At 46.4% G+C, this 13,211-nt stretch carries 12 protein-coding genes and 1 tRNA gene; 10 read left to right on the top strand and 3 right to left on the bottom strand.

Annotated features, from left to right (window positions below; all coding sequences use genetic code 11):
* Positions 1-9 precede the first annotated feature (9 nt).
* Positions 10-1,482 (bottom strand): IMP dehydrogenase, encoded by a 1,473-nt coding sequence (gene guaB, locus HRU69_05515; GenBank protein ID QOI96982.1) that lies wholly within the window; start codon positions 1,480-1,482, stop codon positions 10-12.
* A 111-nt stretch (positions 1,483-1,593) separates the two neighbouring features.
* Between guaB and HRU69_05510 the strand changes: the two genes are divergently transcribed.
* The 6 genes from HRU69_05510 to HRU69_05485 all read left to right on the top strand — a co-directional run bounded on the left by HRU69_05510 (position 1,594) and on the right by HRU69_05485 (position 8,335).
* The gene (locus HRU69_05510; protein QOI96981.1) at positions 1,594-2,277 is read left to right on the top strand and encodes a septal ring lytic transglycosylase RlpA family protein; all 684 of its coding nucleotides are present in this window, start codon (positions 1,594-1,596) and stop codon (positions 2,275-2,277) included.
* A gap of 58 nt (positions 2,278-2,335) precedes the next feature.
* Entirely contained in the window at positions 2,336-2,644 is a 309-nt protein-coding gene (gene trxA / locus HRU69_05505) for a thioredoxin (protein ID QOI96980.1), read from the top strand.
* Positions 2,645-2,714: 70 nt separating this feature from the next.
* Entirely contained in the window at positions 2,715-3,392 is a 678-nt protein-coding gene (locus HRU69_05500; GenBank protein QOI96979.1) for a TetR/AcrR family transcriptional regulator, read from the top strand.
* Between the two features lie 8 nt (positions 3,393-3,400).
* Positions 3,401-5,578 carry an ATP-binding cassette domain-containing protein gene (locus HRU69_05495; protein QOI96978.1) on the top strand — a complete coding sequence of 726 codons (2,178 nt, stop codon included), beginning with the start codon at positions 3,401-3,403 and terminating at the stop codon, positions 5,576-5,578.
* Positions 5,579-5,580: 2 nt separating this feature from the next.
* Complete coding sequence (locus tag HRU69_05490; GenBank protein ID QOI96977.1) at positions 5,581-6,885, top strand: HlyD family efflux transporter periplasmic adaptor subunit; 1,305 nt, start codon at positions 5,581-5,583, stop codon at positions 6,883-6,885.
* Positions 6,872-8,335, top strand: coding sequence for a TolC family protein (locus tag HRU69_05485; GenBank protein QOI96976.1), 1,464 nt, complete (start codon positions 6,872-6,874; stop codon positions 8,333-8,335). Before HRU69_05490 ends, HRU69_05485 begins: the two co-directional genes overlap by 14 nt.
* 2 nt (positions 8,336-8,337) lie before the next feature.
* Here HRU69_05485 and HRU69_05480 read toward each other — a convergent pair whose 3' ends face one another.
* Positions 8,338-9,585 (bottom strand): DEAD/DEAH box helicase, encoded by a 1,248-nt coding sequence (locus HRU69_05480; GenBank protein ID QOI98835.1) that lies wholly within the window; start codon positions 9,583-9,585, stop codon positions 8,338-8,340.
* Positions 9,586-9,598: 13 nt separating this feature from the next.
* Between HRU69_05480 and HRU69_05475 the strand changes: the two genes are divergently transcribed.
* The 4 genes from HRU69_05475 to HRU69_05460 all read left to right on the top strand — a co-directional run bounded on the left by HRU69_05475 (position 9,599) and on the right by HRU69_05460 (position 12,355).
* Entirely contained in the window at positions 9,599-10,933 is a 1,335-nt protein-coding gene (locus tag HRU69_05475) for a dihydroorotase (GenBank protein QOI96975.1), read from the top strand.
* A 59-nt stretch (positions 10,934-10,992) separates the two neighbouring features.
* Positions 10,993-11,068 (top strand) — tRNA-His (locus HRU69_05470).
* A 125-nt stretch (positions 11,069-11,193) separates the two neighbouring features.
* Positions 11,194-12,054, top strand: a complete 861-nt coding sequence (locus HRU69_05465; protein QOI96974.1) for a dienelactone hydrolase family protein — start codon at positions 11,194-11,196, stop codon at positions 12,052-12,054.
* A gap of 97 nt (positions 12,055-12,151) precedes the next feature.
* Positions 12,152-12,355, top strand: a complete 204-nt coding sequence (locus tag HRU69_05460) for a hypothetical protein (GenBank protein QOI98834.1) — start codon at positions 12,152-12,154, stop codon at positions 12,353-12,355.
* Between the two features lie 61 nt (positions 12,356-12,416).
* Here HRU69_05460 and HRU69_05455 read toward each other — a convergent pair whose 3' ends face one another.
* Positions 12,417-13,166: a hypothetical protein gene (locus HRU69_05455; protein ID QOI96973.1), complete on the bottom strand. Its 750-nt coding sequence runs from the start codon at positions 13,164-13,166 to the stop codon at positions 12,417-12,419.
* Positions 13,167-13,211: the final 45 nt, after the last annotated feature.

The following is a 13,211-nucleotide window of genomic DNA, read 5'->3' as shown; positions in this document are numbered from 1 at the left end:
ATCGGTGTGCTACTTTCTGCTGTAATTGGGGGCCTCGCGCGTTATGGTTACATCGTGCGGGTGGCTTTCGGTTACACCGGCACTGGTTATTTTAACAAAGCGGGCTTTTTTGAGTGCTTCAATATTTTTGGCTCCGCAATACCCCATGCCGGCCCGCAAGCCGCCAACCAGTTGGTAAAGCACTTCGGCTACCAATCCTTTATAGGGTACCCGCCCCGAAATTCCTTCAGGCACCAACTTTTTAATATCATCTTCAACATCCTGAAAGTAGCGATCCTTGGATCCCTCTTCCATGGCTTCAATGGAACCCATGCCGCGGTACGATTTAAACTTGCGACCTTCATAAATAATCACTTCACCCGGAGCTTCTTCGGTGCCGGCAAGCAGTGAGCCGATCATTACGCTGTCAGCTCCGGCAGCAATGGCCTTCACAATATCTCCGGAAAATCGGATACCGCCATCGGCAATAACCGGCACGCCAGAACCCTTTAATGCTTTGGCCGACTCATACACAGCCGAAAGTTGAGGAAGGCCAACACCGGCCACAATGCGCGTGGTACAAATACTGCCAGGCCCAACACCTACTTTTACAGCATCTGCTCCGGCTTTTACCAATGCTTTTGCCGCTTCGCCCGTGCCGATGTTTCCTACCACCACGTCCAGTTCAGGAAATTTTCGTTTTACTTTTTTGCAGGCATCAATAACCCCTTTGGAATGGCCATGCGCAGTATCGATGGTGATGACATCAGCCCCCGCAGTTTTTAGGGCTTCCACCCGATCAAGAATATCGGCTGTTACACCAACGGCCGCACCCGCCCGTAACCTTCCGAACTTATCCTGGCAGGCAAAGGGCTTATTTTTTTTCTTCTGAATATCCCGAAAGGTAATCAGCCCGGTAAGCTTCCCTTTTTTATTGATAATCGGGAGTTTTTCAATTTTGTATTTCTGAAGAACAATCTCGGCCTTCTCCAGCGTAATCCCTTCTGATGCCGTAATAAGATTTTCCTTGGTCATAATTTTCTCCACCGGTACGCTCAAATCTTTTTGAAAGCGAAGATCGCGGTTGGTGATAATGCCCAGCAGTTTACCATGGCCATCCACAACCGGTATGCCACCGATTTTGAATTCGCGCATTATGTTTTCGGCATCCTGCACGGTTGAGTTAATGCTAAGCGTTACCGGGTCGAGGATGAGGCCGCTTTGCGAGCGCTTTACTTTACGCACCTGTTCGGCCTGCTGATCAATCCGCATGTTTTTATGAATAAACCCGATGCCGCCTTCCAGTGCCATGCTGATGGCCAGGCCCGCTTCGGTAACGGTATCCATGGCTGCCGAAACAATCGGAATATTGAGGCGGATGTTGCGGGTTAACTTACCGGTAATGTTGGTCTCGCGGGGCAGCACTTCGGAATAGGCCGGCACGAGCAGTACATCATCGTAAGTGAGGGCTTCAAAAAGAAACTTTGAATTATCGAGGGGCATGGGCAAATAATTTACGAACCATTATTTGCCGGGCAAAGGTAAGCTAAATTGAGGATTAACCGAGCGAATCCAAGCAAAATTGGTCGTACCTTTGTAAACAAGCCTGGTTTTATGAAAAAACTGTTTTTTAGTCTGTGTTTTGTTTTTTTAACTGCCCTCTTATTCGCTCAAGTTCAAACCGGAAAGGCCTCGTATTATGCCGATAAATTTGAAGGACAACCTACGGCCAGCGGAGAAAAATACCGGCACAACAAGTTAACCGCTGCGCACAAAACTTTACCCTTCGGAACCAAGGTAAGGGTAACCAACCTTGCTAATAATAACAGCGTAGAGGTTATTATAAACGATCGCGGTCCTTACGTTGAAGACCGGATTATTGACCTGTCAAAATCGGCAGCCGAAAAACTGGAGTTTATTACACAGGGTTTAGCCGAAGTTAAAATTGAAGTTATCGATCCGGGCGATGGCAAGACCTCCGATCCGGTGCGCGTTATCGGCAACGTTAGTGTAGACGAGAAGGAATTTTACAATTTTGAAATAAGCCGTGCCCGGCCTTCGGGCTTTGGTGTACAGGTAGGCACCTATCAGGAGCTGGTTAACCTGATGCGCCTGACAGATAACCTGAAGAAATCGTACCAGAAAAAAGTTACGGTTCAGGTTAAGATTATCAACGGCATAAAATATTACTCCCTTATCCTTGGACAATTTCCAAATCGAGACAAAGCAGAGACCCTCCGTGAAGAGTTACGCAAAAAATTTCCGGATGCCTTTATTGTTGAATATGCGCGCCTCTGATTAGTGATTTTTATCACTACTCTGTGTAATGGCAGGCCGTATTTTTGTTTGTTGAGCCATGAGTACCTCAAAACCGTCTTTTGCTGATTTGATTACCGGTGAAAAACCGGTGTTGGTTGATTTCTATGCAGATTGGTGCGGGCCCTGCAAAATGAGTACCCCCATTGTTGAAGAAATTGCCCGGGAATTCAGCGGTAAGCTAAAGGTAATTAAGGTAGACGTTGACCGTAATCCGGCATTGGCCAGCCAATACCAGGTACAGGGTGTTCCTACCTTGATGCTGTTTAAAGCGGGTAAAATCCTGTGGCGGCAGGCAGGTGTAGTACCCCTGATGAACCTGCGAAATGCCCTGAACCAGCTCGTTTAAAATTTTTTTTAATTTCTTTTAAACCTTCGGGTAGTTTGACCGTTTTTTGATAGTATTACTATTATTTCTTATGGTTTCACTATCAATCCGGCTGAATGCCTCGCTTTATCTTAAAGATCCGCAGCAATCGGCATTGGGGTGGCGCATCGTTACCGAAGGCATAAGGCTTATCGACCGTTTAGGCTTTGAAAATTTCACCTTTAAAAAGCTGGCTGAAGAAATCGGTTCAACGGAGGCTTCGGTATACCGTTACTTTGAAAACAAACACAGGCTATTGCTTTACCTGATTGACTGGTACTGGACCTGGCTGGAATACCAGTTTGACTACTTCACAACGAATATCCATGATCCCCGGGAGAAACTGAAAGTTTACATTACCCTGCTAACGTCTGAAAAGAAGGGCGATCTTTATTCCAACGGAATTGATGGCCAGGCCCTTAATCGCATTATGATGGCTGAGTTTGAAAAGACCTACCTGACTAAACAAGTGGATAAAGACAATCAGGAAGGGGTGTTTCTTCCGTTTAAGTCGGTTTGCAAAAAAATTGCAGGCCTTATCCGGCAAATCAATCCTGCATTTCCGTATCCCCATGCGCTGGTCAGTACATTGGTTTTATCCGCCAATCATCAACTGTTTTATGCCGAGCACTTGCCCTCGCTTACAGAAATTCAATTCAATCCGGAAAAACATTACCAGCAACTCAATGAGTTCATCAGCCTGATATTAAATAAAGTTATTCAACCCTGATACCCGTTATGTTACGGAACCATCATATTGTGCGAATTCTCCGGGAGGCAGCCCTGCAACTTGGGCACGAGTATGATCCGGAAAGCCTTCGCTTTACCGAAATTAACAACCGTACGTACAGCGATGCTGAGTTTGATGAATTCAAACAGGATTTGTTTGAAGCGGCCAGTAAAATGCAACTGATGATGTTGCAATACGAGTTGAGCGCAGATGAATTTGCATCATTCCTCGAAAAAGAAGAGCAATACGTGCTGGCTTTTTCTAAAACCGAAAAAGGGCTAACACCCGTACTCATTCAACCCACAGGAAAGAACCGCAACATGTCACAACTTCGTGATAAGGGTTGGGAGCAAACCGACTTTAGCACAGCTGTACCCTGGTTTTCGCCTTCGGGTAATGAGGTGTTGTTTTTTGTGCTGTTTCCGCAGGAAAGCCTGGTGAGCGATTATGGCCTTGACGAAACGGCCGGAGGCAAGCGGCTTAATCCGGTAACCCGGCTGTTCCGGTTACTCCATGCCGAACGCAGCCAGATTAACTATATTTTCTTTTATGCATTGGTAGCCGGTTTAATTAGCCTGGTATTGCCTTTAGGTATACAGGCAACCATTGAACTGATCTCGGGAGGTGTATTTTTCAGTTCGGTGTATGTACTTATCGGCATTGTTATTCTGGGTGTTATTGTTGGCGGGGTACTGCAACTAATTCAGATAAGTCTGGTTGAATTTCTGCAGCGCAGAATTTTTACTAAAGCAGCGCTTGAATTTGCTTTCCGCATACCCCGGCTTAAAGCCGAGGCCATCATCAGCAACTACGCCCCGGAACTGGTGAACCGGTTCTTCGATATCATCACCATTCAAAAAGGCTTGCCAAAATTGTTAATTGATTTTACAGCCGGCATTGTTCAAATCATATTTGGCTTAATTCTGCTATCGCTGTATCACCCGTTCTTTGTCTTTTTCAGCGTAGGTCTGCTGAGTCTTCTCGCTATATTATTCACTGCCACCGGCCCTAAAGGTCTTCGGTCGTCTATCGAAGAATCCAAATACAAATACAAAGTGGTGCATTGGCTTGAAGAACTGGCTCGCGCCATTAACTCGTTTAAACTGGCCGGCACAACCGATTTACCCATTAAGAAAACCGACTACACAGTAAACAATTACCTGAAGTACCGTAAGATCCATTTCCAGGTGTTAATCGGCCAGTTTAGTTTCATCCTGTTGTTCAAGGCGCTGGTTACCGGAGGCCTGCTGATTGTAGGAACAATATTGGTGGTTGACCGCCAGATTACGCTGGGGCAGTTTGTTGCTTCCGAAGTAATTATCATCCTGCTGCTTTCCTCGGTGGAAAAGATTGTCATGTACATGGATGTAATCTACGATCTGCTTACAGCTGTTGATAAGGTGGCCCATGTAACCGATATTCCACTTGAGCGGGTTGGTGGCCTGGATTTCCCGAGTCGCCAGCAGGGCTTGGGGTACAGCATCCAGGTAAAAGGCCTTAGATACAAGTACCCCGGGCACTATGATTATATGCTTAAGGGTATTGATATGAACATCCGGGCAGGAGAGCACATTTGCATTTCAGGGCCGGGCGGATCGGGAAAGACAACGTTAATGAACATTATCTCAGGCATCTACACCGATTTTGAAGGTGCTGTTTCTATAAACAATTACTCCATACGCGACCTGGACCTTACTCACCTGCGCAACAAAATCGGGAAAAACATTTCGCAGGAAGATATTTTTGATGGAACCATTCTTGACAACGTTACCGTTGGCAAACCCATGGAAAGCGTTGAAGATGCCATCGAAGCCATTAACATGGTTGGCCTGACCGATGAAATTAACCGGTTACCCGATGGGCTGAATACACACCTAACCAGTGGTGGTAAAAATCTTTCCAACACCGCTGTTCACCGGCTTATTTTAGCGCGCTGCCTGGCTAAAAAACCAGAGCTCGTAATTCTGAACGACTTCTTTACCGGATTAAAACGGGCTGCCAAAATCGAGTTGATTCAGTGCCTGGTTGACCGGAAAAGCAAATGGACCGTGTTGGCCGTTTCAAACGACCCGTTGATTATGGCTGCCTGCGACCGGGTGATTGTTTTAAATGACGGCATCATTGAAGCAGAAGGAAAATTTGATGAATTGTTAAAAGACGGCATTATAAACCGATACCTCGATTAACTATGCTGAACCTCTCGCCAAACCGGGTTAATAAAATTATTGAGCAGGAAAAACTGTACTCGCTGCGCGCCATTAAAGTGCCAAAAGCCGGCAAAGTGCTTGCGCGGATTCTGGCTGTCATCGGTTTATTGTTCCTGGTAATCCTGTTTGTACCCTGGCAGCAAAATATACGGGGTACCGGTAAAGTTACGGCCTTCAATCCGGGTAACCGGCCGCAAACCGTAGAGACCGCAATTGCCGGACGAATTCAACAATGGCACGTGCAGGAAGGTGAGTATGTAGACAAGGGCGATACCATCATCACGCTTAGTGAAGTGCGCGAAAAATTCTTTGACCCCGAGCTGCTGAAACGATTGGCCGAGCAGATTAACGCAAAAGAAAAAAGCGTAGCTGCTAAAATCGAAAAAGCCCAGGCCTTATCACGCCAGATAAATGCCTTGCGCTTAGCCCTTACTAATAAAGTAGAGCAGACCAAAGCGAAGTTGGAGGCTGAACGCGTCCGGTATTTAAATATGGAAAACCAGTTTCAACGAAATAAAAAGCTGTTCGAGGCTGGCAACATCCCGCTAACCAAATTCCAGGAAATTGAATACAAATACCAAAATGCCCAGGCTGAATACCTGAATGTCCAGATTGAACTCGATCGCGTTCAGGCCGAATACCTTGATAAAATCAGCAAGGCCGAATCAGACCGGAGTAATGCCGAGGCCGAGATTTTTGAAACACAGGCCGACCTGGCCAAACTGCGCAACGAATACGCCAATATGGAAATCCGAAACCAGCAATATCAAATCATCGCCCCGCAAAATGGCGTTGTGGTTAAGGCCATGAAAGCCGGTATTGGCGAAACCATTAAAGAAGGGGATGCCGTGTGTACCATTATGCCACTGGCCACTTCCGATATGGCTGCTGAAATGTATATCCGTGCCATGGACGTACCGCTGGTGAGCAAAGGCCGCAAGGTGCGTATAATTTTTGACGGCTGGCCCGCCATCCAATTCTCAGGCTGGCCCAGTGTTTCGGTTGGAACATTTGGCGGCACCGTTAAGGTAATTGACTATGTAAACTCTAAACCCGGTGAGTTCCGCATCCTGGTTGTACCTGACTCTACCGATACGGCATGGCCCAGGCAACTACGTTTGGGTTCAGGTATTAAAGGTTGGGTGATGCTTGATGATGTACCGGTGTGGTACGAAATATGGCGACAACTTAACGGTTTCCCGCCCAGTTTGTACGAGGAGCCGCTTGATGAGGTGCTCCAGAAAAAACAAGTTCCGGTTAACCAGCAAAAGGATGAAGAAAAGTAATCGGAATTGGTGCTTCATTTTATTAGCAGGTATTTTGGCCTCCGCACAAGGACAAACACCCAGCGATACACTTTTTCGTATTCCAGATACGGCTAAAGTATTTACCATCGAAAACTTTTATGTACTGGTAACACGCTACCACCCGGTAGCCCGGCAAGCGGGATTGTTAAGTGATGTAGCTAAACAGGAGATACGTCTGGCTCGCGGTAATTTCGACCCAAAAGCCGAGGTTACTTACCTGACAAAAAATTTCTCCGATAAAGAATACTATTCCGTTTTCAACGGATCGATTACGTTTAATTCGGTCTTTCCGCTTGACCCGAAAATTGGCGTGGAAAAAAACCTCGGAGAATTTCTGAATCCCGAACGGTACATTTCAAACCAGTTTAACTACCGGCAATTTTATGCCGGCCTTTCAATACCCCTGGGCAGGGGCCTCATAACCGATGATCGCAGGGCCGCCTTACGACAAGCCGAGCTTTTTAAAAGTTTAACCGAAGCCGAACAGGTTAAAATAATTAACAAATTGATGCTGGATGCCGCTTACGATTACTGGAACTGGTTTTACAGTTATTACAATTTCAGGCTGATGAACCGTGGGGTAGTAGTGGCGCAGGAAATTTTCAGGCGAACCAAACTAAATGTAGAACTTGGCGAGAACGCACCCATTGATTCAGTGCAGGCAAAAATAACCTGGCAAAACCGCCTTATACAGCAACAAGAGGCTCTTCTCAATTTTAAAAATGCCGGAGTGCAATTAAGCACCTACCTGTGGGATAGCATTGGTCAACCCGCTTTACTTAATCTCCAATGGGTACCTGTTCCTGAAAAAGAAATACTGATGATGACAGGGGCCGAACTCCAAGAACTGGCAGACCAGGCTCGTCAAAACCACCCTGACTTACGTAAACTTTCCATAACCCTTATGCAACTGGATGTAAGCCGCAGGCTCGCAGCCGAATACCTCAAGCCACGACTCGACCTGAACTATTACTGGCTCAATCAACCTTTTGACCCGCAATGGAACTGGAATACACCGAACACCGAAGATTATAAATTCGGATTGGATTTTAGCATGCCCCTGTTTCTGCGTAAAGAAAGAGCCCGGCTGGCCCAGGTAAAACTGAGAATCAATGCTACGCAATATGAACGAGGCCTTGCCGAACGCGAAGTAGTCAACGCCATACAGGCTACCTATAATTCCCTGATGGCCACCAATACCATCATCACCAACCAGCAGGCCATGGTCGAAAATTATGAACGCCTGTTGCAGGCTGAACTTTTAAATTTTGAAAATGGCGAAAGCGATCTGTTTAAGATCAATATTCAGCTTGAATACCTGCTGCAGGCGCAAACCAAATGGGCCAAGTTGCTGGCCGACTATGAAAAACAAAAAGCGCTGTTGTATTGGGCGGCCGGAGTGCGCAACCTTGGCCGTGAAGGACTCTGACTTTAATCATTCTTCTTGTCGTGAAAAGCACCTTTATACAACGGATCTTCTTTCTTCTTTTGCCGATCAATTTCACGGGCCATAGCCAGCTTTTCTTCCTTCGGTGTTTCGGCTATTACCACCTGAGCCGGTAATTTCTTTACCGGTATCTGCTCGCGAATGAGCGACTCGATTTTACGGATGTGATAAATTTCTGCTTCAGTGGCCAGCGTAATAGCCGTACCGGTTTGAAAGGCCCTTCCGGTGCGTCCAATCCGGTGCACATAATCTTCATATACAATTGGTACATCAAAGTTGATTACATGCGATACCTGCGTTACATCAATGCCCCTGGCGGTTACATCGGTAGAAACCAGTACACGCAAGGCACCTGTTTTAAATTCATTAACCGCGTTGATACGGCTGTTCTGGCCTTTGTTGGAATGAATTACACGAACGGGCCCCAGTTTTTTCCGCTCAATAAACTTAAATACATTATCGGCATTTTCTTTCGTACGTGTAAAAATCAGCACCCGGCTAAACTCCGGTTGCCCAAGTAAATATTCCAGAAAATTAATTTTCGATTTCAGATTAGGAACCTGATACAACACCTGCGTTACCTGAGAAGCCGGAGTTGCCGGTGGCGAAACTTCTATCCGCACCGGGAATACCAAAAATTCCGCGGCCAGTCGCTCAACTTTTTCCGGAAATGTAGCCGAGAACAGCAGGTTTTGTCGCTTGTGGGGTATCACCTCAAAAATTTTCCGCAACTGCGGCATAAACCCCATATCCATCATCCGGTCGGCCTCATCCAAAACAAGGGTTTTAATCTGTTTAGTGGGCAGTTCTCCCTTTAGGTACAACTCCATAAACCTGCCCGGGGTAGCTACCACAACATCCACTCCTTGTTGAAGTACCTCAATTTGGCTTTTAGGCCCGATGCCGCCATAAAGGGCCAGTATCCGCAAATCGGTATGTACGGCCAGCTGCCGGGCATGCCCGGCAATCTGCACAACAAGTTCCTTTGTGGGGGCCAGAATAAGCGCACGCGGTTCAATACCTGCCGCAAATTTTACGTTCATCAAAATCGGTAACAGGTAAGCAGCTGTTTTTCCGGTTCCGGTTTGGGCAATGCCAATTACCTGTTGACCGGAGAGAATTACCGGAATACATTTTCGTTGTATTTCAGTAGGTTGTTCATAGCCCAGGGCAGCTACCGCGTTCAGCAATTGCCGGTTCAGTTTCAAATCCGCAAATGAAACTTCTTTCATTACCTTTGGCGCCATGAAATCAACACTAATCGTTAATGCAAATATAGTTAACGAAGGTAAGGTCGTTCAGGGTGATGTTTTGATTAAAGGTCCGTTCATTGAACGCATCGGAGGCGATTTGCAAAGCCTGCGGGCCGATGCCGTTATTGACGCAAAAAACAAGTACCTGTTGCCCGGAGTTATCGATGACCAGGTGCACTTTCGCGAACCCGGCTTAACCCATAAAGGCACCATTTACACCGAAGCAAAAGCGGCTGTTGCCGGTGGCATTACTTCGTACATGGAAATGCCCAACACCAACCCACCGGTTTTTACCCAACAACTCCTTGAGGATAAGTATCAAATTGCCGCCCGGCATTCATTGGCCAATTATTCGTTTTATATCGGTGCCTCTGATAGCAACCTGGAAGAAGTTCTAAACACAAATCCGGCTAATGTATGCGGGTTGAAAATTTTTATGGGCTCATCAACCGGCAACTTGTTGGTAGATGATCCAAAGGTATTGGAGCAGTTCTTTGCCAATGTGCCGTTGCTCATTGCCACGCATTGCGAGGACGAGCCAACTATCAGAAAAAATTCAGAAGATTACCGTGCAAAATATGGTGAGCAGGTTCCCGTTAACCTGCACCCGAAAATTCGCAGCACTGAAGGTTGCATTAAATCATCAACACTTGCTATGGAACTGGCCCGCAAGCACGGCACCCGTCTGCACATCCTGCATATTTCTACAGCCCAGGAAGCCAGGATGTTTGATGCCGGCCCAATAACCGGTAAAAAAATAACAGCCGAAGCCTGCATTCATCACTTATGGTTTAATGATTCTGATTACGATCGGCTGGGCATGTTCATTAAGTGGAACCCGGCAATCAAAACTGTGGCCGACCAGCAAGCTATTTGGCAGGCCCTGCTTGAAAACCGGATTGATGTAATCGCTACCGACCATGCCCCGCATACCATAGAAGAAAAAAACAATTCTTATTTCAATGCACCTTCCGGTGGCCCCTTAGTTCAACACAGCCTGGTGGCCATGCTGGAATTTTATCATCAGCGGAAAGTTTCGCTGGATTGGATCGTGAACAAAATGTGCCACGCCCCGGCTTTACTATTTGCTGTTGAAAAGCGTGGCTTTATCAAGGAGGGTTATTTTGCCGACCTGGTACTGGTTAATCCGGATGCCCCCTGGAAAGTTGAAAAGAGCAATATTTTGGCTAAATGCGGCTGGTCGCCTTTCGAAGGAACCACTTTTCGCTCAGAGGTAACGCATACGTGGGTATCGGGACATTTGGCTTATGCACAGGGTACGTTTAACGAATCGCAGAAGGGCATGCGGCTTACCTTTAACCGGTGACTTTGTAATTCTGAGCAAGCTGGCTAACTTTGCCGTCCTTCCCGCCTTGGCGGGATGATGGTGGACGTAGCTCAGTTGGTTAGAGCATCAGATTGTGGTTCTGAGGGTCGTGGGTTCGAGTCCCATCTTCCACCCTTCTATTCAAACCAGTGGTGCATAATTACGATTTGCACCTATTAGTTTACTCTTCTGCCACTCAAAACATTTTAATAGCTGAGTAAACAAAAAAAACATAACCTCGTGTACTAGCCCGAGATTTTATGGATCAACGCATCATTAACCTGTTTGATGAATACACGCACAAACCGCTTACGCGCGAAGAATTCATTAAAAAACTAACCCTGCTTACGGGCAGCACGGCTGCCGCCATGGCTACCCTGCCGCTGCTGGAAGTGAATTATGCCCATGCCGCTACCGTTCCGTTGCAGGACGACCGGCTCTTTACCGAATATGTTAACTATGCAGGGGCTGATACCGATGTAATGCAGGCTTATGTGGCCCGGCCAAAAAAGAAAGGAAAATATGCCGCAGTAATGGTTATTCATGAAAACCGGGGCCTCAACCCGCATATTGAAGATGTAACCCGCAGGATGGCACTGGAAGGGTTTTTAGCTTTTGCGCCCAATGCCCTGGCGCCCCTTGGCGGAACGCCCGAAGATGCCGACAAAGCCCGTGAACTTTTTCAAAAACTGGACGCAAAAAAAACCATTACCAACTTTGCCAAGGGCTTTGATTACCTGAAAACCCGTAAAGACTGCAACGGTAAATTCGGGTGCATTGGTTTTTGCTGGGGCGGTGCCATGACCAACAACATGGCGGTGCATGTACCCACGCTGCGGGCAGCCGTGCCCTACTACGGGCGCCAGCCTGAAGTTACCGATGTTCCCAGAATTAAAGCGGCTTTACTGTTGCACTATGCCGAAATGGATGAGCGGGTTAATGCCGGCATACCGGCATTCGAAGAAGCGTTAAAAACGGCCGGTGTCAGCTACACCATCCACATATACAAAGGTGCGCAACATGCTTTTAATAACGACACGGCTCCTACACGCTACAATGCCGAAGCGGCCCAACTGGCCTGGTCAAGAACCATTGCATTCTTGAAAGAAAAACTGAAGTAATCTCCGTTTGATTTGACCCCGTACTTTTTTTCTGTAAGTTTATTCGGTGATTACCTGCACAGAATTTGACACCTGGCCGGTTGACCGGAAAGTAAAAATGCTCTATGAGCATGGGTCATTTGTTATGGCCATTCGCTACTACGGTTATAAGGTAAACTTATACCTGCTTAATAATTTTTTTGTAGAGGTGTTTGTTAACCACAAGCACGCCTGTATTGAAAAGGTTACGCTACTGGACACCTCCCACAGCCGGATGAAATTTTATTCGGACCAGATTAAACTGCCGGTTGAAATTCAATAAAAAAAGAAACCCCGATGATTCCATCGGGGTTCTACTAACTGACTTTGTGTTTATCTATGCTTTAAGCGGTGGCCGCAGTTGACTCTTCAAACTTGGTGGAGGTTTTAAGGGTAACTGTTTTCTTGGCTTTGTATCCGCAGTAGGTGCACTGGTAATGCTTTAACAATTCACCTTCTTCGGTAGGCGTAGGTGTTTTTAAAATCTCTTCTTTTACCACTTTAAATGTCTGGTAATTGCACTCGGGGCATTCCAAAGCATGTAGGTGGCCTGCGTATTTTTCAATTTTAATGTACCCTGTTTCTTCATCTTTCCATACATCATAATCAATGGAGAAAACATTTTCTTCAGCCTGCATACCTTCATCCAGGTAAGCATCCTCTTCTTCTTCGCTGAGCAGCTTCATGGCCTTACCGGTTTTAGGCGAAATACGCGGTTGGTACCGCAGCGCTTTAAGGCGTTTTTCAATAAAGAAGGGATAGTAAAACTTAAGCAGGTTCTGAATAATCAGGGCAACAATCAGCCCCATGGAAACCGTAGTAAATACCCTAACAAATATCCAGAGGGCATTCAGTTCCTCAATATTTGAGTTGGCGTAAAAGCAGCAACCCACAATAAGAATAATGGAGGCAATCCACAGCAGATTAATCTCGCTCTTGTTGATGTAATCATATTTAAGCTTCGGGTCCTTCGTTATCCCCAGCTTAACGATATGACCGAGAACAATCAGTAAAGCAAGCGCCCAGCATCCAAACGCGATGTTTTGTGCCAGTCTGTTCCATGGTTCGTATTCTCGTACAAGTTCTTCCACCATAAGGGTATTGGTTTTAGTATATCTTACAAATATAGAATTGCCACG

This window comes from Flammeovirgaceae bacterium (genome assembly GCA_015180985.1).
Classification (GTDB): Bacteria; Bacteroidota; Bacteroidia; order Cytophagales; family Cyclobacteriaceae; genus UBA2336.
The sequence above is the reverse complement of the archived record's forward strand: the minus strand, read 5'-3'. Positions and strand labels throughout refer to the sequence as shown.